The sequence below is a fragment of the Actinosynnema sp. CS-041913 genome (genome assembly GCF_050942485.1).
Lineage (GTDB): Bacteria > Actinomycetota > Actinomycetes > Mycobacteriales > Pseudonocardiaceae > Actinosynnema.
This window is the reverse complement of the sequence record NZ_CP192037.1, coordinates 8,292,051-8,309,580: the sequence shown is the minus strand read 5'-3', so window position 1 is coordinate 8,309,580 and position 17,530 is coordinate 8,292,051. Positions and strand designations below refer to the sequence as shown.

Sequence of the window (17,530 nt, the reverse complement as noted above, 5' to 3'; positions counted from 1 at the left end):
ATAGAAAGTCGGCGTGCGCTCCGAAAGTCAGTGGAGAGTCCGCCGAACCTAATGTCAGGTTAGTCGTTGTGAGGGGCTTGTGTCAACTTCGGAGTACGAAGACGAATTGCGGTCCGAGCGTGGCTACGTGGCCGGGCTCTACACGCGGCTCGATGCGGAGCGTGCGCGCGTGCGGGGGGAGTACCGCGCGGCGTTGCGCGGCACTGGTGGGACGCACATGGAGCGGGATGTCGAGGTGCGTGCGCAGGCCAAGGAGGTGAAGCGGCTGGACGTGGCGGACAACGGGTTGTGTTTCGGTCGGCTGGACAGCCTTTCCGGCGAGTCTTCGTACATCGGTCGGATCGGGCTCTTCGACTCGTCGAACGAGTACGAGCCGGTGCTGCTCGACTGGCGGGCGCCGGCGGCGCGTGCGTTCTACGTCGCGACCGCCGCGAGTCCGGAGAACATGCGCCGGCGTCGGCAGTTCCACACGCGTGGGCGTCAAGTGGTCGATTTCACCGACGAGGTGCTTGGTCGTCCCGGTGATGCCGAACGGGGGGATGCGGCTCTGCTCGCTGCGGTCAACGCGCCGCGCGGTGAGGGGATGCGGGACATCGTCGCGACGATCCAGGCCGAGCAGGACGAGATCATCCGGCTCGACCACCCCGGTGTGCTGGTGATCGAGGGTGGGCCGGGCACCGGGAAGACCGTGGTGGCGTTGCACCGCGTCGCGTACCTGCTCTACACCCAGCGGGAGCGGATGGAGCGGCACGGGGTGCTCGTGGTCGGGCCCAACCCGGCGTTCCTGCACCACATCGGCCGTGTGCTGCCGTCGTTGGGTGAGTCCGACATCGTGTTCATGACCACCGGCGACTTCGTGCCCGGCCTGCACGTCACCGCCGAGGACGCCCCGGAGGCCGCGCGGCTCAAGGGGTCGCTGAAGATCCTCGACGTGCTCGCGGCGGCGGTGGCCGGTCGGCAGCGGCTGCCGGAGGACCCGTTGCCGATCGAGTTGAACGGCGTCATGGTCCGGATCGACGCCGAGACCGCCGAGTGGGCCAGGGAGGAGGCTCGCACGAGCGGGCTGCCGCACAACGAGGCCCGTGCGGTGTTCACCGAGATCATCACGTACGTGCTCACCGAACGGGCCATCGCCCGGATCGGCAAGGGCTGGCTGACCAGGTCGGACCGCGACGCGTGGGAGCAGATGCGGGCGGACCTGCTCAAGGAGTTGGCGGGCGACGACAAGTTCACCGCCGCGCTCGATGAACTCTGGCCGGTGCTGACGCCGGAAACCCTGCTGGCATCGCTGTACGCGTCCCCCGAACGCCTGCGGGCGGCCGGCGCCGACCAGGCGTTGTTCCGCGCCGACGGCGACGCCTGGACCGTGTCGGACATGCCGCTGCTCGACGAGCTGGTCGACCTGCTGGGCCGCGACAAGTCGGTCGACCAGGCCGCCGAACGGGAACGGAAGGCCGAGGCCGAGTACGCGGCCGGCGTGCTGAACACCCTGGTCGGCCGTCAGGATTCGATGGACGACGAGGACCACCTGTTCGCCCAGGACCTGCTCTACGCCGAGGACCTGGCGGACCGCTTCGCCGAGCGCGACACCCGCGAACTGGTCGAACGCGCCGCCGCGGACCGGGACTGGACCTACCGGCACGTCGTGGTGGACGAGGCCCAGGAACTGTCCGAGATGGACTGGCGGGTGCTGATGCGGCGCTGTCCTGGCCGGTCCTTCACGGTGGTCGGCGACCTCGCCCAACGCCGGTCGGCGGCCGGCGCGACCTCGTGGGGCACCATGCTGGAGCCGTACGTGCCCGGCCGCTGGGTCTACCGGGCGCTGACGGTGAACTACCGCACCCCGGCCGAGATCATGGATGTCGCCGCCGCGGTGCTCGCCGAGTTCGCACCCGGCGTCCGGCCTCCGGAGTCGGTCCGCGCGTGCGGCGTCCGACCGTGGTCGAGGCAGGTCACCGAGGACGAGCTGCCCGCCGCCATCGAGGACTTCGTCCGCGAGGAAGCCGGCCGGGAAGGCACCAGCATCGTGATCGGACCACCGGGTGTGCCGGGCACGGTGCCGGCGTCGGAGACGAAGGGCCTGGAATTCGACGCCGTCCTGGTCGTGGAACCAGGCCGGATCCTCGCCGACGGCCCACGCGGCGCGGCTGAGCTGTACGTCGCGCTCACCCGGGCCACCCAACGCCTGGGCGTCCTGCACCACGACCCGTTGCCGAAGGCCCTCGCCGGACTGGCGGAGGCCGGGACACCCGCCCACGCCGGAAAGCAACGGTCGGCGTAGCGATCCGCCGTACGCGGCCGGCCCTGAGCAGCCAGGGCCGGCCGCGTGCAGCCGGAACCTAGTCGTACTCGTCGTACTTCCCACGGGATTCGAGCAGCCGGCGCAACGAGGCCAGCCGTCCGGGCGAAGCCACACCGGTCGTCACCAGCTCGTCCAACATGCAGTCCGGGTCCTCCGGAGCACCCAGGTGCCCACAACCGGAAGGGCACTCCTCGGCCATCGCCTTCATGTCCGGGAACGCGGCGACGATGTCGTCCGGGGTGATGTGCGCCAAACCGAACGACCGGATACCCGGCGTGTCGACCGCCCACCCGCCTTCGGGCAGCGGCAGCGCCACCACCTGGGTGGACGTGTGCCGGCCCTTGCCGACCCCGCTGACCACACCCACGGCCCGGTTGGCATCCGGCACCAACTTGTTGACCAGGGTCGACTTCCCCACCCCGGAATGCCCGATCAGCGCGGAAAGCCGGTTCACCAGCCGGTCCCGCAGCTCGCCCGGGTCCACGTCGGACCGGGTCACCACCACCGGCAGGTCCAGCTCGGCGTACGCGGCGAGCAGGTCGTCGGGCGGGGCCAGGTCGGACTTCGTCAAGCACAGCAACGGTTCCAGGCCGCCCGCGTACGCCGCCACCAGGCACCGGTCGATGAAACCCCGGCGCGGCTGGGGGTCGGCCAGCGCCGACACGATCACCAACTGCGCGGCGTTGGCCACCACCACCCGCTCGAACGGGTCGGTGTCGTCGGCGGTGCGCCGCAGCACCGAGCGCCGGTCGCCCACCTTCACGATGCGCGCCAGCGTGTCCGGCTGCCCGGACGTGTCGCCGACCAACCCGATCTGGTCGCCCACGACCACCGGCGTGCGGCCCAGCTCCCGCGCCCGCATGGCGGTGACCAGCCGGTTCGGGTCGTTCTCCACCGCGCACGTCCACCGCCCCCGGTCCACGGCGACGACCATCGCGGCCACCGCGTCGGCGTGCTCGGGGCGGCGCTTGCTGCGCGGGCGGGTGCCCTTGCCCGGCCGCACGCGCACGTCGGACTCGTCCAGCCGCCGCCAGTCGCGCCCCACGGTCAGCGCGCTCCGAGCATCGTCGCCCACATGCCGGGGAAGTCCGGGATCGTCTTGGTCGTGGACTTGATGTCGTCCACCGAGACGCCCGGCACGGCCAGCCCGATGATCGCGCCGGCGGTCGCCATCCGGTGGTCCGCGTAGGCCCGCCACTCGCCGGCGCGCAACGGCCGGGGCGTGATGGCAAGCCCGTCCTCGGTCTCCGCCGCGTCACCGCCCAGCCGGTTGATCTCGACGGCCAGCGCGGCGATCCGGTCCGTCTCGTGCCCGCGGATGTGCGCGACGCCGCGGATCCGGGTCGGCCCGTCCGCCAGCGTGGCCAGCGCGGCGATGGTCGGGGTCAGCTCGCTCTCGTCCCGCAGGTCGATGTCCAGCCCGGACAACCGCTCCGGCCCGCGCACGGTGAGCCCGCGCCCGTCCAGCGCCACCGCGCAGCCGAGCTGCTCGAAGATCTCCCGCACCGCGCCGCCCGGCTGGGTGGTGGTCGTGGGCCACCCCGGAATCGTCACCTCGCCGCCGGTCACCGCCGCCGCCGCGAGGAACGGCGTGGCGTTGGACAGGTCCGGCTCGATCCGCCACTCCCGGCCGTCGACCGCGCCGGGCTCGACCCGCCACACGTTCGGCAACGAGTCGTCCACGACGACACCGGCGTCCCGCAACATCGACACGGTCATCTCGATGTGCGGCAGCGACGGCACCGGCTGCCCGTCGTGGATCACGGTCACGCCGCCCTCGTACCGCGCGCCGGACAGCAGCAGCCCGGAGACGAACTGGGACGACGCCGACGCGTCGATGGTGACGTCCCCGCCCGGCAGCCCGCCCTTGCCGTTCAGCGTGAACGGCAAGGCGTCGCCGTCGACGTCCGCGCCCAGCGCCCGCAACGCGGTGAGGATCGTGCCCATCGGCCGCACCCGGGCGTGCTCGTCGCCGTCGAACACCACCTCGCCCACGGCCAGCGCCGCCGCCGGCGGCAGGAACCGCATCACGGTGCCCGCCAGCCCGCAGTCCACCGCCGCCGGCCCGCGCAGGGCGTGCGGGGTGACCAGCCAGGACCCGTCCGGCCCGGCGGCGATCTCCACACCCAGCGCCACCAGCGCAGCGGCCATCAGCTCGGTGTCCCGGCTGCGCAACGGGGCGTGCAGGGTGGACGGCCCGTCCGCCAGCGCGGCCAGCACCAGGGCCCGGTTGGTGATCGACTTGGAGCCCGGCACGGGTACCGTCGCGTGCACGGGGCCGTGGGCGGTGGGAGCGGACCACTGCGAAGTCATGTCCCCGATGATTCCGCATCGGGTGGTCGGTGGCTCGCACCGGTCGTTCCGACGTGCGACGATGACCAATCGGAGGTGATCGGTTGTGTGCGGCAGGTATGCCTCCACCAAGAACCCGGCGTTGCTCGCGGCCGAGTTCGACGCGGTGGACGGCACCGAAGGCGACGCGCCCGGCCCGGACTACAACGTGGCGCCGACCAAGTCGGTGCTCGCGGTCGTGGAGCGCCATCCCCGGGACGGGGAGGGCAACCCGGACCCGAACGTGACGGAACGCAGCGTGCGCGTGATGCGCTGGGGGCTGGTCCCGCACTGGGCGAAGGACCTGTCCGGCGCGGCGAAGATGATCAACGCCCGCTCGGAGAGCGTGCTGGAGAAGCCCGCGTACCGGGACTCGGCCGCCAAGCGCCGCTGCCTGATCCCGGCCGACGGCTGGTACGAGTGGCAGCCGGGCGAGGGCCGCAAGCAGCCGTACTTCATCAACCCCGGCGACGGCTCCAGCCTGGCCATGGCCGGCATCTGGTCGGTGTGGTGGCAGCAGGAGGGCGACGAGCGCAAGCCGGTCATCACCTGCGCCGTGCTCACCACCGACGCCATCGGCGAGATGACCCAGGTCCACCACCGCATGCCGCTGGTGCTCCCGCCCGACCGCTGGGCGTCCTGGCTCGACCCGGACAGCGCCGACCCGCGCGAACTCCTGACGCCGGACCTCGACCTGGTGAACTCGTTCGAACTGCGGCCGGTGTCGATGAAGGTCAACAGCATCAAGAACAACGACCCGTCCCTGATGGACGCGGTGGCGCTGGACGCGGACCAGAAGCCCGAACCCACCCTGTTCGAACTGTCATGACGACCACGACCGTCGACACCCCGCACGGCCCGGCACGGGCGGAACTGCACTGCGCACCGGAAGGCCGGGCGGCCCTGCTGCTCGGCCACGGGGCGGGTGGCGGCATCTCCGCGCCCGACCTGGTGGCGGCGACCCGGGCGGCGGTCGACGCGGGCGTGCACGTGGCCTTGGTGGAACAGCCCTACCGGGTGGCCGGGAGACGCGCCCCGGCCCCCGCGAACCAGCTCGACGCGGCCTGGCTGGCGGTGGCCGACGACCTGGGCGCCCGCTGGTTCGACGAGATGCCCCTGCTGTTCGGCGGCCGGTCGTCCGGCGCCCGGGTGGCCTGCCGGACCTCCGCCGAAGGTCAGGCGGTGGCCGTGCTGTGCCTGGCCTTCCCGGTGCACCCGCCCGGCAAGCCGGAGAACACCCGCCTCCCGGAACTGGACGCCGTGGACGTCTCCACCCTCGTCGTGCAGGGGGAGAACGACCCCTTCGGCCGCCCGGAACCGGCCCACCGCCGCGAGGTCGTCCTGCTCAAGGGCGACCACAACCTGAAAGCCGACCTGGAGGCCCTCCAGCGCGCGGTGGGCGAATGGCTGGACCGCATCCTCCGCCCGCTCGACTAGGGCCGGGTCTCACCGCGAGGTCGGGAGCAGACCCCGCCAGGTGTGGCCGATGAGCGTCAGAGCGGGGCGAGGCGGGCCTTGAGCAGGCAGAACTCGTTGCCTTCCGGGTCGGCCAGGACGTGCCACTGCTCCTGCCCCGTCTGGCCGATGTCGGCCGGGCGGGCGCCGAGCGCCAGCAGGCGTTCGAGTTCGGCGTCCTGATCGCGGTCGGTGGCGTTGACGTCGATGTGCAGCCGGGATTTCCCCTTCTCCGGCTCGTCCCGGCGGCTGAGGATGATGGTCGGCTGCGGACCGCCGAACCCCTCGCGCGGCCCGATCTCCACCGAGCCGTCGTCCTCGCGATCGAGCACGACGAAGTCCAATACCTCGCACCAGAACCGCGCCAGCGCCTCAGGGTCGCGGCATCCGAGCACCAGCTCACTGATACGACATGCCATGAACGAGACCCTAGCCGCCGCGGAGGAACGGGCTAAGCGGAAATCGCGGCCACGACAGCCCCGGTGAGCTTCACCAATTCCGCCGGCGCGATCTCGACTTCGAGCCCGCGCCGACCGGCCGAGCAGAAAATCGTGTCGAAGGCCTCGGCCGAGACGTCCAGCACCAGCGGCAGTCGTTTCTTCTGGCCCAGCGGCGAGATCCCGCCGGCCACGTACCCGGTGGCCCGCTCGGCGGCCGTGATGTCCGCCATCCTGGCCTTCTTGCCGCCGACGGCCGCCGCCAGCGCCTTCAGGTCGAGCTGCCCGGTGACCGGGACCACACCGACCGCCAGCTTGCCGTCCACTTCGGCCACCAGCGTCTTGAACACCCGACCGGGTGAAATGCCCAGCGCCTCCGCGGCCTCCAGCCCGTACGACTCGTGCCGCGGGTCGTGCTCGTAGGAGTGCAGTTCGTGCGCCACTTTCTGCTTGTCCAGCAACGCCGTGGCAGGCGTCCCACGTCCAGCCATGAGCGCGCACAGTAGCGCCCGCGGCGGGCGGGAATGCCGGTGGAGGTGTTTGCGTTACTGGTGGTCGTGGCAACCGAGGTAGTGGAACAGCAGGTCAGCAGGCCGAGCGTGACCCGGCCTCCGCGGGGTTCGGCCAACTGCCGTCCAGGCGACCGGCGCGTATCCTCGAACGCGTCCCAGACAGCTTCGTCCACCGTGCTTGCCGGCCGGTGGGAAGGGAGCGCGGTGCCAGCCACGCGAACGCAGGACATGCCGACGGACGAGACAACGGCCGAACGCGCCGCGCGCTTCGAACGCGACGCGATGCCGATGCTCGACCAGCTCTACTCGGCTGCCCTGCGGATGACCCGCAACCCGGCCGACGCCGAGGACCTGGTCCAGGAGACCTACCTCAAGGCGTACGCGGCCTTCGCGTCCTTCTCGGCGGGCACGAACCTCAAAGCCTGGCTGTACCGCATCCTGACGAACACCTACATCAACGGGTACCGCAAGAAGCAGCGCCAGCCGTTGCAGCAGCCGACCGACGAGATCACCGACTGGCAGCTCGCCCAGGCGGAGAGCCACACGTCGACCGGCCTGCGCTCGGCCGAGATGGACGCGATGGACCGGCTGCCCGACTCGGACGTCAAAGAAGCCCTCCAGCGCCTCCCGGAGGAGTTCCGGATCGCGGTGTACCTGGCCGACGTCGAAGGTTTCGCGTACAAGGAGATCGCAGACATCATGGGCACCCCCATCGGCACCGTGATGTCCCGGTTGCACCGGGGCCGCAGGCAACTCCGCGACCAGCTCGCCGACGTGGCCCGCGAGCGCGGCTTCCTCCGGAACGGCAAATCGGAGGTGGCGGGCCGATGAGCTGCGGCGAACCCCACGAGACCGACTGCTCGGAAGTCCTGTCCGAGGTCTGGCTCTACCTCGACCACGAGTGCGACGAGCGCCGCAAGGAACTGCTCCAGACGCACCTGGACGAGTGCCACCCGTGCCTGGAGCAGTACGGCCTGGAGGAACACCTGAAGGCGCTGCTGGCCAAGAAGTGCGGCGGTGAGCACGCGCCCGAGGATCTCAAGCGGCGGCTGCGCGCCCGCATCCACGAGGTGACCGACGAGGCCGAGGTCGTGGTCGAAGTGGAGGCCGAGGTCGAGGTCCGCACGGCCGACTGACCGCCGCCACCCCCGACGACGACGAGGGCCGCCCCGGAGTCCCCGGGGCGGCCCTCGTCGCACCTGCGTGGATCAGGCGTTGGGGCGCTTCCCGTGGTTCGCGCCGCCCTTCTTGCGGTCGCGGCGCTTGCGGGCACGCTTCGACATGGGGTTCTCCTAGTGCTCAGATTGCTTCACACCAGTGTGTCACGCCGACACCTGCACGTGGCGCGGGGTCTGAATCGTGGTTGGATGGCGGCGAGCGAAGGAGAAAGATGGCCGAGGAGATCCGGGCGGAGATCGTCGCCAACGTGGCGCAGATCGCCGTGAAAGAGGGCGACGAGGTCACCCACGAGACCACCGTCGTGGTCTTGGAGAGCATGAAGATGGAGATCCCCGTCCTCCCGGAGGGCTCCGGCAAGATCAGCCGCATCACCGTCCGAGAGGGCGACGTGGTGCAAGAGGGCGACCTGATCGCGGTGGTGGAGTAGCTGTCCACGCTCACCGACCTGCTGGCGGAGCACACCAAGCTCTCCGGCGCGGCCGTCGACCACCTGCAGCTCGTGGTAGCCGAGTGGCAGTTGCTGTCCGACCTCAGCTTCGCCGACTTCCTGATGTGGGTGCCGCTGGACGACGCGACCTTCCTGTGCGTCGCCCAGGCCCGGCCCACGACCGCACCGACCGCGCACCCCGAGGACGTGGTCGGCAGCACGGTCGACGTCGAGGAGCACCCGCAGCTTCGCCGCGCCATGGCCGAGGCCCGCATCTGCCGTGAGGAAGACCCCCGCTGGCACCTGGGCGTGCCGGTGCGCCGGGAGGCCATCCCGGTCAAGCGCCACGACGAGGTCATCGCGGTGCTCAGCCGCAACACCAACCTGGCCGTGCCGCGCGTGCCGAGCCCGCTGGAGATCTCCTACCTGGGCAGCGCGGCCGACCTGTGCCAGATGATCTCCGACGGCACGTTCCCCACCACCGAGCCGTCCCCGGACGTGCACACCAGCCCCCGCGTGGGCGACGGCCTGATCCGCCTGGACTCCTCGGGCGCGGTGGTCTTCGCGAGCCCCAACGCGCTGAGCGCCTACCACCGCATGGGCCACGCGTCCGACCTGGTCGGCGTGCACCTCGCGCCGCTCACCAGGTCCCTCATCGGCGACCCGTTCGACGCCACCGAGGTGGCGCAGCGCATCCGGTCCGCCCTGGACGGCCGGCCGAGCATGCGCATCGAGGCCGAGTCGCGGCGGGGCGCGGCCGTGCTCTTCCGCGCCCTCCCGCTGCGCCCGCGGGGCAGCGCGGCCGGCGCCCTGGTCCTCTGCCGCGACGTGACCGAGGTGCGGCGGCGGGACCGCGCGCTCATGTCCAAGGACGCGACCATCCGGGAGATCCACCACCGGGTGAAGAACAACCTCCAGACGGTGGCCGCGCTGCTGCGCCTGCAGAGCCGGCGGACCAGTTCCGAGGAGGCCCGCGAAGCCCTGGCCGAATCCGTCCGCCGGGTCACGTCCATCGCCCTGGTCCACGAGACGCTGTCGATGTCGGTGGACGAGCGCGTCGACCTGGACGACGTGGTGGACAAGGTCATCCCGATGATGTCCGACGTGGCCGCGACCGAGTCGCAGGTGGTCGTGCGGCGGGAAGGCCCGTTCGGCATCGTCCAGGCCGAACTCGCGACCCCGCTGGTCATGGTCCTCACCGAACTGGTGCAGAACGCGTTCGAGCACGCCTACGCGGCCGGCCAGCACGGCGAGGTGGTCGTGCACGCGGAGCGCTCGGCGAAGTGGCTGGACGTGGTGATCTCGGACGACGGGCGCGGACTGCCGCCCGGCTTCTCGCTGGAGCGCACCGACCGGCTGGGTCTCCAGATCGTCCGCACGCTGGTGGAGTCCGAACTCAGGGGCAGTCTGAGCTTGCGGCGGAGGCCCCAAGGCGGTACAGAGGCGGTCCTGCGCGTACCGCTCAGAGCGCGGCGTTAAACTAACCCCCGTGCACACGTGACGACCTACCTCAGCGGAGTCACGTGGTCATGCGGGAGGGTGTGCAACACAACCGAAAGGCCCGACACCTGGCACGGTGTCGGGCCTTTCGTGTGCGTGGTGCGCGGCTGCGCTTCAGGCGTTGCTGCGAGCCCTGGTCCGGGCGTTGCGACGCTTGAGAGCGCGACGCTCGTCTTCGCTCATCCCGCCCCACACACCGGCGTCCTGGCCGCTCTCCAACGCCCACGCGAGGCAGTCGGAGACGACGGGACAGCGGCGGCAGACGGTCTTCGCCTCGGCGATCTGGAGGAGCGCGGGACCGCTGTTCCCCACCGGGAAGAACAGCTCGGGGTCCTCGTCGCGGCAGATCGCGCGGTGGCGCCAGTCCATTGGAACTACTCCTCAGCTAGGCGCGCACAAGGCACGCCACTCGTCAGCGGTCGGTTTTTGGGGTGCTTGTGAATGCTTTCACGAACGGCCGGGATGTCAAGGGGTTAGCACTGACCCGGTGAGTGAACTCACCCGAAAGATCGACTGAGTTACGCCGGGCATTCACTCTGCGGTGTCCTGGTAAGCCACGACATCGCGGTTGGGTAGCGCGCCGGTCACACCCTGGTCACACCGCGACCGTGAGCGCATGCGGCACCGAGGTGAACTCCACTTCGGTGCACGGGCCGAGCAGGTCGCCGTCCACCTGGAGGTTGACCGGCTCCGGGCTCGTCACCCGGATGAACTCGACGTCGTCGCGCCTCAGCAGGTTCCCGCCCCTGGGGTTCCCATCCGTGGCCAGAAGATGCGTCACATAGCGGGTCACGGTCGGCAGTCCCAGCGCGCGCAGCGCGAACACGCCCAGACCGCCGTCGAACGACGTGCTCGGGTTGAGCCGGATCGCCTTGTCCTTCAAGTAGGTCCACGGATCGGTGTTCGACACGAACGCCAGCCGCACGTCCTCGATCGGCTCCTCGTCGGGGATCCGCACGGTCAGCCGCGACGGGTGCCGCCGCTGGGTCACGTAGCTGGCGAACGCGGTCCGCACGTACAGCGCGGGGGAGGCCTCCCGGCCCTTGGCGCGCTGCTGCTCCACGCCCGCGACCACGTCGGCGTCCCAGCCGACGCCCGCGTTGAAGGTGAACCACCGGTCGTGCGACGAACCGGCGCCGGCGGACGCGACCCGCCCGAGCCCGACCTTGCGGCTGGTGCCGTTCTCGATGGCCTGCAACAGGCGGTAGGTGGCTTCCACCGGATCGCGCGGCAGGCCCAGCGCGCCCGCGAAGACGTTCGCCGACCCGCCGGGCACGACACCCAGCATTGGCACGCCCGGACCCGCGCCGCCCCGCAGCACCCCGTTGACGACCTCGTTCACGGTGCCGTCGCCGCCGTGCGCCACGACCAGGTCGTACGCGTCCAGCACGGCCTGCGCGGCGGCGTCCGCCGCGTGCCCGCGGTAGGTCGTCTCGACGATGTCGAGCTTCACATCGCTGGCCAGCGCGTGCGCGAGCACGTCCCGGCCGGCAGGCGTGGTCGCCGTCGCCTGCGGGTTGACCACCAGAAGTGCGCGCACTACTGAAGGGTAGGACAGCGCGTGACCTGCCACAGGTTGCACGTCACCCGGTAGGAGGGTTCAGAGCGCACTAAAGTGGTCCAAATCTCCTTTCCCGCGTACCGCTGCGGTGGTTCCCGCGACAAGTGCACCCCGGCCCGACCGCCGGCTTGCCAAGGAACTCCCTTGATCTTCGCTCGTGGGACGGTGGAACGGGACACGCCAACCGGGTGGCCTACGATGCGTGACGAGTACGCACCGTGAGGAAAGGCCCAGCGTGACACAGGAAAAGCAGGTCCCGCGCGCGGTCCGGGCGGCCGGCGCGCTGACCGCCCTCCAGGGCCTCGCCGGGCTGGTTTTCGCGGTGGTGCTGGTGGTCCGCGCGTTCGCCTCCGACGCGGTCCGCGCCGTGCTCGGCGAGGCCTCGTACTTCCTGGTGCTGAGCGCGGGAGTGCTCGCCGCCGGCGTCGGCCTGGTGCTCGGCAAGCACTGGGCGCGGACGCCCTCGATCGTCGTGCAACTCCTCCTGCTGGGCGTCGCCTGGTACGCGTACGGGCCCTCCGGGCAGCAGTTGTACGGCGCGCTGCTCGGCCTGTACGTGGTGGTCGTGATCGCGTTGCTGTTCACGAACCCGGTGCGCCGGTGGGCGCTCGGAGTGGACGAAACCGACGAGTAAGGCCATTCGGACGCCGACTATCGGCGGGCCGTGCGCCTACTTACGGAGGGTGTTGCGGGTCACTCCGACGAGTGACGCTGTGGGTGCCGGCGGCGACTCGGGCGGCCCGGTGTTCGCCACCAGCCCGGCGGACGGCAAGCCCCACCAGGTCGGCGTCGCGTCGACCAGCGACCGGTCCAGCCGGTCGAGCTGCACCGCCGTCACGCGCTACCGCGACCGGATCCGCTCCTGCGCGGGCGCCTGACCGCGCTGTCCTCCCGGCCGAGGGGGTTCGACCTCTCCCTGCATCGCCCCCTCGGCCGGGGCACCAGTCGGTGTGGATTTCCAGGGCTCCACCAGTCATAATCACCCTGCGTGTTCACGTTTGGCGGATGGACACGAACGGAGTAGCCGGATACGGTTCGGCTGGCGTTTCGCGCCGCTCCGACAGCGGTCAGGGTGAGGTGTGCGGTGCAGATCCCCCCGAAGTGGGTACCGGCGAGCGGTGACGCCGACCGCCCGAACGTGGCCCGGTTGTTCGACTACTACCTCGGCGGTGCGCACAACTTCGCGGTCGACCGCGAGTTCGCCGAGCAGTCGATGAGGGTCATCCCCACCGCCGAGATCGTCCAGCACACCCGCGCGTTCCTGCGCCGGGCGGTCCGCGCGTGCGTCGCGAACGGCATCCGCCAGTTCCTCGACCTCGGCTCCGGCATCCCCACCGCGGGCAACGTGCACGAGGTCGCCCACCAGGCCGACCCGGCGTGCCGCGTGGTGTACGTGGACAACGAGCCCGCGACCGCCGCCCACGGCCGCACGATGCTGCGCGACAACCCCAGGGTCGCCATGGCGGAGGCGGACATCCGCGACCCGGCCGCCGTGCTGTGCTCGCCCGAGGCGCGGGCGCTGCTCGACCTGTCCGAGCCGGTGGGGCTGCTGATGGTGGCGATCCTGTCCTACCTGCCCGACGAGGACCGGCCCGCCGAACTGGTCGGGCGGTACCGCGACGCCCTGGCGCCCGGCAGCCACCTGGTGGTCAGCCACCTGACCGGCGACGTGCAGCCGGAGATGGCGGAGAAGCTGGTGGGCGTGGCCGCCGCGACGATGACGCCGATCGTGGCCCGGTCGCGGGCCGAGATCGAGCCCCTGCTGGCGGGCTTCGACCTGCTGGAACCCGGTCTGGTGCTGGCGGCGCGGTGGCGCGGCGAGGGCGAGGTGTCGAGCGGCGCGGAGACGGTCAGCTACGGCGCGGTGGGCGTGAAGCCCTGAACACACCGTCCGCGAGTCCTGGTGCGATCGGCCGGGTCGTCATCGCGGACCTGAGGTCAGCCGACGCGTCTGCTCCCTGAGCACCTCGACGGTGCGGGTCACCCAGTCCGCGATGACCTCCTGCTCCTCGGCCGTGTAGCGCGCGCTCACCTCGCCCATCGCCGCGCCCAGCCCGGCGAACACCTGCCCGAACCCGTCGCCGACCGCCGTGATCACCACGCGCCGGCGGTCGTCGGGGTCGGGGTCGCGGCGCGCGAGGCCCGCGCGTTCCAGCCGGTCCACGACACCGGTCACCGCGCCGGGGGTCAGGCCGATGCGCTTGGCGAGGTCCCCGGCGCTGAGCGGTCCGTGGCGGCCGATGAGGGCCAGTGCGCGCTGGTCGACGGCCGTCACGCCCAGGTGCGCGCCCACCGCCTCGTGGAACGCGACCACGGCGGTGCTCAGCTCACGTCCCAGGTCGCTCATACCCGGCACTTTAACGCGGCAGATATTTCAGTACACTGAACTAAAAGGTTCACGAGGGGAGAGTCCGGTGTCCGAGTTGCGGCTGGCGTTGGCAGTGCCGAAGTGGGCGTGGCGGTTCTACCTGCGCCACCTGCCGGTGATCGTCGGGTTGTCGCTGATCCCGTCCGCGCAACGGCTCGTCGCGGTGAACTGGGGGATGCCCGATGGGCTCGCGCTCGCGTCCGAAGTGGTGGTGACGGCGGCGCGGGTGGCCCTGGTGGCGGTGATCGCGTGGCTCGCGCTGCGCGGCGAGCGGCTGTCGTGGGAGCGGTTCACCGCGTTCGCGTCAGCGCACTGGCGGAGCCTGGTGTGGCAGGGAGTGCTGCTGTCGGTGGCGTTCCTGCTGTTCGACGTGGCGCTGGAGACCGTGGTGGGCGGGCTGTTCCCGGCGGAAGCCCGGCCGACCTACCTGGCGGTGCTGCTGTTCGTGAAGAACCCGACGGTGATCGCGCTGACGTTCGTGTGGTGGGTCGGCCTGGTGCGCCAGACCTCCCGCTCGGGGAAACGGGAGGTCCGGCGCGAGGGTCAGGCCGCCGCCGGGCCCTGGTAGCGGGCGTCGCCGAAGCCCAGGACCGGGTAGCCGATGATCCCGAACAGCCACAGGCCGAAGAAGCCGAACGCGCCGCTCTTGCCGAACGACTTCGCCACGTCCAGCGAGACGATGATCGACATGATGATGTTGACGATCGGGATGATGAACAGGATCAGCCACCAGCCGGGCCGGCCGGCCACCTTCAGCAGCACGTAGATGTTGTAGAACGGGATGATCGCCGCCCAGCCCGGCTGGCCCGCCTTGGCGAAGACCTTCCACATGGCGGCGATCATCAGCACCGCGATCGCCAGGCTGATGATGATCGGGACGACACCGATCGACGCGTCGGTCGAGTTCACGAGACTTTCCTTCCGACCGACCTCGGGGGCGGGGCGCTCGTCGCCCGCATCGGGGCCGCGAAGCCGGTCACGGCGCGTGACACTGTCAACAGCCCGCTCATGTCCGTGGGACCTTGGCCGATTCGTGAGCCTTTCGAGATCAACCGTCCACTTTGGCGAGCAAGCCCAGCGCGTCGTCGGTGAGCCGGAAGACGGTCCACTCGTCCATCGGGATCGCGCCCAACGACCGGTAGAAGCCGATGGCGGGCACGTTCCAGTCCAACACCGACCACTCCAGCCGCGCGTAGCCGCGCTCGACGCACTCCTGTGCGAGGGCTTGGAGGAGAGCCCTGCCGAGCCCGCTGCCGCGTCGGCCCGGTTGGACGTAGAGGTCTTCGAGGTAGATGCCGTGGGTGCCGCGCCAGGTGGAGAAGTTGAGGAACCACAAGGCCATCCCGACCACCCGGCCGTCCACTTCGGCCACGTGCCCGAACAGCGCGGGCGCGGGCCGGAACAACGCGTCGTGCAACTGCTCGACGGTCAGCCGGCACTCGTCCCGAGCGCGCTCGTACTCGGCCAGCTCCTCCACCAGCCCGACGATGGCCGGCACGTCGTCCGCGCGGACCCGGCGGATGCGCGGGTCAGTCAACGTCGACCTCCCAGGCGGGGATGTTCAGCCGGCGCACCTGCGGATCGCCCCGCTCCTCACCGAGCACCGAGAGCCCGGCGGGATCGAGTCCGAAGTGGACGCCTTCCTTGGGCGGCAGGTTCAGCCAGGTGGCGATCAGCACGCGGCTGAAGTGCCCGTGCCCGACCAGCACGACGTCCCCGCCGGTCAGCGCCCGCCGGGCCCGCCGCACCACGGCCTCGGCCCGCTCGCGCACCTCGTCCTGCGTCTCGCCGTTGGGGCTGGGGTGCGTCCAGACCGTCCAGCCGGGCACGGTCTCCCGGATCTGCGGCGTGGTGAGGCCCTCGTAGTCGCCGTAGCCCCACTCGGCCAGGTCCTCGGTCCGCTCGGCCTCCAACCCGGCCAACTCGGCCGTCCGCCAGGCCCGTTCCCGAGGACTGCTCAACACCAGCGCGGCGGGCCGGTCCGTGCCCCGGAGCCGAGCCAGCACAGCCCCGGCCCGACGAGCCTGCTGAACCCCTTCGGCCGTCAGGGGAATGTCGGAACGCCCCGTATGCCGCCCACTCTCGGACCACTCGGTCTGGCCGTGGCGGAGCAGGTAAACGTGGGAGGTCACGCTCCGATCCTAGTGTCGCCCGAGCCGAGCCGCTGTTGCGAAGAATCACACCCGGCTACCTTCGGCGGGTGCGTGACTTGCTGGAGAGCGTCTTACGACTGCAAGCCGAGTTCGACTCGACCCACACCCCGGCGATGGTCCGGCGCGGCGAGTTGGTGGAGGGCGGCATCGCCGACTGGGTTCGCGATCGCGCGGACCGGATCAACCCAAGGCTGCCCATCCCCATCGACGACATCCAGGTCAAGGCCCGCGACCACACCGGGCGCAAGAGCGAAGTGCCCTGGGTTCGCGTCTACTCGGCCGGCCGCTCTCCATCGGCGACGACCGGCTGGTACCTCGTCTACCTCTTCGACGCCCCCGGTACGAACGTCTACCTGTCGTTGATGCAGGGCGCGACCCAATGGGTGAACAGCGAGTATCGCCCTCGACCCAAAGCCGACCTCCGGCTCCGGGTCGACTGGGCCCGCCGAGCCCTGGCCGACGAGTTGGTGGTCCGCCTGGACCGGGTCGACCACATCGCGCTGGGAGCACGCAAGGCGAAGCTCGGCCCGGCCTACGAGGCCGGCACGGTCGCGGCGTTCAAATACCCGGTGGGCGCCATCCCCGACGAGTCGGTCCTGGAGCGCGACCTCGCGTACATGCTGTCCGTGCTGAGCACTCTCTACCAGCGCGTCGACACCGCGCTCGACCTGCCCGGCGAGTTGTCGCCCGAGGTCGCGGACGCGATCGTGGCGGGTGAGCGCGTGGCCGGCCGGCGTGGCGGCGGGCAGGGGCTGCGGTTGAGCGTTCCGGAGCGCCTGGCGGTGGAGCACCGGGCCGTTCTGCTCGCGACCGAGCACCTGCGTGGCCTGGGCTACCGGGTGGAGGACGTCGGCGCTACGAAGCCCTACGACCTGGACGCGAAGCGCGGCGACGAGCACTTGTTCGTGGAGGTCAAGGGCACCACCAGCACGTGGACCGACCGCAGCGAGATCATCCTGACCGGGAACGAGGTCGAACTGCACGAGCGCGAGTACCCCAACACCATGCTGGTCGTGGTCAGCGGGATCGCCCTGGATCGCGACACCGATCCGCCGACCGCGTCGGGTGGCATCCTGCGCGTCGTGCACCCCTGGCGGATCACCCGAGAACGACTGACCGCAGTGACGTACCGATACCTGGCGGCCCCGGACACCAACGCATGAGGGAGGCCGGCGGGCTCTTGGGCCGTTCGAGTGAACTTTTGTCGGAGGAACGCGGTGTGGCCTAGGCGGATTCCCGCCGGCGTGGTCACCCGAACTGATGAGATCCGAGGCGTTCGCACAGCGGACGCCTTCAGATCGGTGA

Annotated in this window: 23 protein-coding genes; 12 read left to right on the top strand and 11 right to left on the bottom strand. The window is 70.8% G+C overall.

What is annotated here, in order from left to right; genetic code table 11:
* The first annotated feature begins 79 nt into the window (after window positions 1-79).
* Entirely contained in the window at window positions 80-2,281 is a 2,202-nt protein-coding gene (gene helR, locus ACQPZF_RS37365) for an RNA polymerase recycling motor ATPase HelR (protein ID WP_433265242.1), read from the top strand.
* A 58-nt stretch (window positions 2,282-2,339) separates the two neighbouring features.
* Here the strand turns inward: helR and rsgA are convergent, their stop codons facing one another.
* Window positions 2,340-3,347 carry a ribosome small subunit-dependent GTPase A gene (gene rsgA, locus ACQPZF_RS37360; protein WP_433265240.1) on the bottom strand — a complete coding sequence of 336 codons (1,008 nt, stop codon included), beginning with the start codon at window positions 3,345-3,347 and terminating at the stop codon, window positions 2,340-2,342.
* 2 nt (window positions 3,348-3,349) lie between these two features.
* The gene (gene aroA, locus ACQPZF_RS37355; RefSeq protein WP_433265238.1) at window positions 3,350-4,615 is read right to left on the bottom strand and encodes a 3-phosphoshikimate 1-carboxyvinyltransferase; all 1,266 of its coding nucleotides are present in this window, start codon (window positions 4,613-4,615) and stop codon (window positions 3,350-3,352) included.
* A gap of 85 nt (window positions 4,616-4,700) precedes the next feature.
* Between aroA and ACQPZF_RS37350 the strand changes: the two genes are divergently transcribed.
* Complete coding sequence (locus tag ACQPZF_RS37350; protein WP_433265236.1) at window positions 4,701-5,462, top strand: SOS response-associated peptidase; 762 nt, start codon at window positions 4,701-4,703, stop codon at window positions 5,460-5,462.
* Window positions 5,459-6,070, top strand: coding sequence for an alpha/beta hydrolase family protein (locus ACQPZF_RS37345; protein WP_433265234.1), 612 nt, complete (start codon window positions 5,459-5,461; stop codon window positions 6,068-6,070). Before ACQPZF_RS37350 ends, ACQPZF_RS37345 begins: the two co-directional genes overlap by 4 nt.
* A gap of 56 nt (window positions 6,071-6,126) precedes the next feature.
* On the opposite strand, the gene ACQPZF_RS37340 is transcribed toward ACQPZF_RS37345, so the two are convergent.
* Together ACQPZF_RS37340 and ybaK are read right to left on the bottom strand one after the other, a co-directional pair.
* Complete coding sequence (locus ACQPZF_RS37340) at window positions 6,127-6,507, bottom strand: VOC family protein (RefSeq protein WP_433265232.1); 381 nt, start codon at window positions 6,505-6,507, stop codon at window positions 6,127-6,129.
* A 32-nt stretch (window positions 6,508-6,539) separates the two neighbouring features.
* The gene (gene ybaK, locus ACQPZF_RS37335; protein WP_433265230.1) at window positions 6,540-7,016 is read right to left on the bottom strand and encodes a Cys-tRNA(Pro) deacylase; all 477 of its coding nucleotides are present in this window, start codon (window positions 7,014-7,016) and stop codon (window positions 6,540-6,542) included.
* 249 nt (window positions 7,017-7,265) lie between these two features.
* On the opposite strand from ybaK, the gene ACQPZF_RS37330 reads away from it, so the two are divergent.
* Window positions 7,266-7,868 carry a sigma-70 family RNA polymerase sigma factor gene (locus ACQPZF_RS37330; protein WP_433274886.1) on the top strand — a complete coding sequence of 201 codons (603 nt, stop codon included), beginning with the start codon at window positions 7,266-7,268 and terminating at the stop codon, window positions 7,866-7,868.
* Window positions 7,865-8,173 (top strand): mycothiol system anti-sigma-R factor, encoded by a 309-nt coding sequence (gene rsrA, locus ACQPZF_RS37325; RefSeq protein ID WP_433265228.1) that lies wholly within the window; start codon window positions 7,865-7,867, stop codon window positions 8,171-8,173. Before ACQPZF_RS37330 ends, rsrA begins: the two co-directional genes overlap by 4 nt.
* 72 nt (window positions 8,174-8,245) lie before the next feature.
* On the opposite strand, the gene ACQPZF_RS37320 is transcribed toward rsrA, so the two are convergent.
* Window positions 8,246-8,320 (bottom strand): 50S ribosomal protein bL37, encoded by a 75-nt coding sequence (locus ACQPZF_RS37320; protein WP_096498094.1) that lies wholly within the window; start codon window positions 8,318-8,320, stop codon window positions 8,246-8,248.
* A gap of 107 nt (window positions 8,321-8,427) precedes the next feature.
* Here ACQPZF_RS37320 and ACQPZF_RS37315 point away from each other — a divergent pair, with 107 nt between their 5' ends.
* The gene (locus tag ACQPZF_RS37315) at window positions 8,428-8,643 is read left to right on the top strand and encodes a biotin/lipoyl-binding carrier protein (protein ID WP_433265226.1); all 216 of its coding nucleotides are present in this window, start codon (window positions 8,428-8,430) and stop codon (window positions 8,641-8,643) included.
* Window positions 8,644-10,122: a histidine kinase N-terminal domain-containing protein gene (locus ACQPZF_RS37310; protein ID WP_433274883.1), complete on the top strand. Its 1,479-nt coding sequence runs from the start codon at window positions 8,644-8,646 to the stop codon at window positions 10,120-10,122.
* A gap of 135 nt (window positions 10,123-10,257) precedes the next feature.
* Here ACQPZF_RS37310 and ACQPZF_RS37305 read toward each other — a convergent pair whose 3' ends face one another.
* Window positions 10,258-10,512, bottom strand: a complete 255-nt coding sequence (locus ACQPZF_RS37305) for a WhiB family transcriptional regulator (RefSeq protein ID WP_015104912.1) — start codon at window positions 10,510-10,512, stop codon at window positions 10,258-10,260.
* Between the two features lie 226 nt (window positions 10,513-10,738).
* Window positions 10,739-11,683, bottom strand: a complete 945-nt coding sequence (locus tag ACQPZF_RS37300; RefSeq protein ID WP_433265224.1) for a diacylglycerol/lipid kinase family protein — start codon at window positions 11,681-11,683, stop codon at window positions 10,739-10,741.
* Between the two features lie 256 nt (window positions 11,684-11,939).
* Here ACQPZF_RS37300 and ACQPZF_RS37295 point away from each other — a divergent pair, with 256 nt between their 5' ends.
* From ACQPZF_RS37295 to ACQPZF_RS37285, 3 genes are all read left to right on the top strand, one after another.
* Window positions 11,940-12,338 carry a hypothetical protein gene (locus ACQPZF_RS37295; RefSeq protein WP_433265222.1) on the top strand — a complete coding sequence of 133 codons (399 nt, stop codon included), beginning with the start codon at window positions 11,940-11,942 and terminating at the stop codon, window positions 12,336-12,338.
* A gap of 79 nt (window positions 12,339-12,417) precedes the next feature.
* On the top strand, window positions 12,418-12,582 hold the full coding sequence (locus ACQPZF_RS37290; RefSeq protein ID WP_433265220.1) for a hypothetical protein: 165 nt from the start codon (window positions 12,418-12,420) through the stop codon (window positions 12,580-12,582).
* Window positions 12,583-12,788: 206 nt separating this feature from the next.
* Window positions 12,789-13,586 (top strand): SAM-dependent methyltransferase, encoded by a 798-nt coding sequence (locus tag ACQPZF_RS37285; RefSeq protein WP_433265218.1) that lies wholly within the window; start codon window positions 12,789-12,791, stop codon window positions 13,584-13,586.
* 39 nt (window positions 13,587-13,625) lie between these two features.
* Here ACQPZF_RS37285 and ACQPZF_RS37280 read toward each other — a convergent pair whose 3' ends face one another.
* Window positions 13,626-14,051, bottom strand: coding sequence for a MarR family transcriptional regulator (locus tag ACQPZF_RS37280; protein ID WP_433265216.1), 426 nt, complete (start codon window positions 14,049-14,051; stop codon window positions 13,626-13,628).
* A 67-nt stretch (window positions 14,052-14,118) separates the two neighbouring features.
* Between ACQPZF_RS37280 and ACQPZF_RS37275 the strand changes: the two genes are divergently transcribed.
* A complete protein-coding gene (locus ACQPZF_RS37275; RefSeq protein ID WP_433265214.1) occupies window positions 14,119-14,640 on the top strand; it encodes a hypothetical protein in 522 nt (173 codons plus the stop codon).
* Here ACQPZF_RS37275 and ACQPZF_RS37270 read toward each other — a convergent pair.
* From ACQPZF_RS37270 to ACQPZF_RS37260, 3 genes are all read right to left on the bottom strand, one after another.
* The gene (locus tag ACQPZF_RS37270) at window positions 14,616-14,981 is read right to left on the bottom strand and encodes a DUF5684 domain-containing protein (RefSeq protein WP_433265212.1); all 366 of its coding nucleotides are present in this window, start codon (window positions 14,979-14,981) and stop codon (window positions 14,616-14,618) included. The two genes, ACQPZF_RS37275 and ACQPZF_RS37270, sit on opposite strands and share 25 nt — an antisense overlap.
* 139 nt (window positions 14,982-15,120) lie before the next feature.
* A complete protein-coding gene (locus ACQPZF_RS37265) occupies window positions 15,121-15,609 on the bottom strand; it encodes an N-acetyltransferase family protein (RefSeq protein ID WP_433265210.1) in 489 nt (162 codons plus the stop codon).
* Window positions 15,602-16,204 carry a histidine phosphatase family protein gene (locus ACQPZF_RS37260; RefSeq protein WP_433265208.1) on the bottom strand — a complete coding sequence of 201 codons (603 nt, stop codon included), beginning with the start codon at window positions 16,202-16,204 and terminating at the stop codon, window positions 15,602-15,604. Before ACQPZF_RS37260 ends, ACQPZF_RS37265 begins: the two co-directional genes overlap by 8 nt.
* 68 nt (window positions 16,205-16,272) lie before the next feature.
* On the opposite strand from ACQPZF_RS37260, the gene ACQPZF_RS37255 reads away from it, so the two are divergent.
* The gene (locus ACQPZF_RS37255; RefSeq protein ID WP_433265206.1) at window positions 16,273-17,388 is read left to right on the top strand and encodes an MrcB family domain-containing protein; all 1,116 of its coding nucleotides are present in this window, start codon (window positions 16,273-16,275) and stop codon (window positions 17,386-17,388) included.
* Window positions 17,389-17,530 lie beyond the last annotated feature (142 nt).

Coding starts and splice junctions, on each gene's coding strand:
- aroA (WP_433265238.1), bottom strand. CDS start 4,615: ATGACTTCGCAGTGGTCCGCTCCCACCGCCCACGGCCCCGTGCACGCG.
- ACQPZF_RS37330 (WP_433274886.1), top strand. CDS start 7,266: ATGCCGACGGACGAGACAACGGCCGAACGCGCCGCGCGCTTCGAACGC.
- ybaK (WP_433265230.1), bottom strand. CDS start 7,016: ATGGCTGGACGTGGGACGCCTGCCACGGCGTTGCTGGACAAGCAGAAA.
- ACQPZF_RS37345 (WP_433265234.1), top strand. CDS start 5,459: ATGACGACCACGACCGTCGACACCCCGCACGGCCCGGCACGGGCGGAA.
- ACQPZF_RS37340 (WP_433265232.1), bottom strand. CDS start 6,507: ATGGCATGTCGTATCAGTGAGCTGGTGCTCGGATGCCGCGACCCTGAG.
- ACQPZF_RS37305 (WP_015104912.1), bottom strand. CDS start 10,512: ATGGACTGGCGCCACCGCGCGATCTGCCGCGACGAGGACCCCGAGCTG.
- rsrA (WP_433265228.1), top strand. CDS start 7,865: ATGAGCTGCGGCGAACCCCACGAGACCGACTGCTCGGAAGTCCTGTCC.
- ACQPZF_RS37280 (WP_433265216.1), bottom strand. CDS start 14,051: ATGAGCGACCTGGGACGTGAGCTGAGCACCGCCGTGGTCGCGTTCCAC.
- ACQPZF_RS37315 (WP_433265226.1), top strand. CDS start 8,428: ATGGCCGAGGAGATCCGGGCGGAGATCGTCGCCAACGTGGCGCAGATC.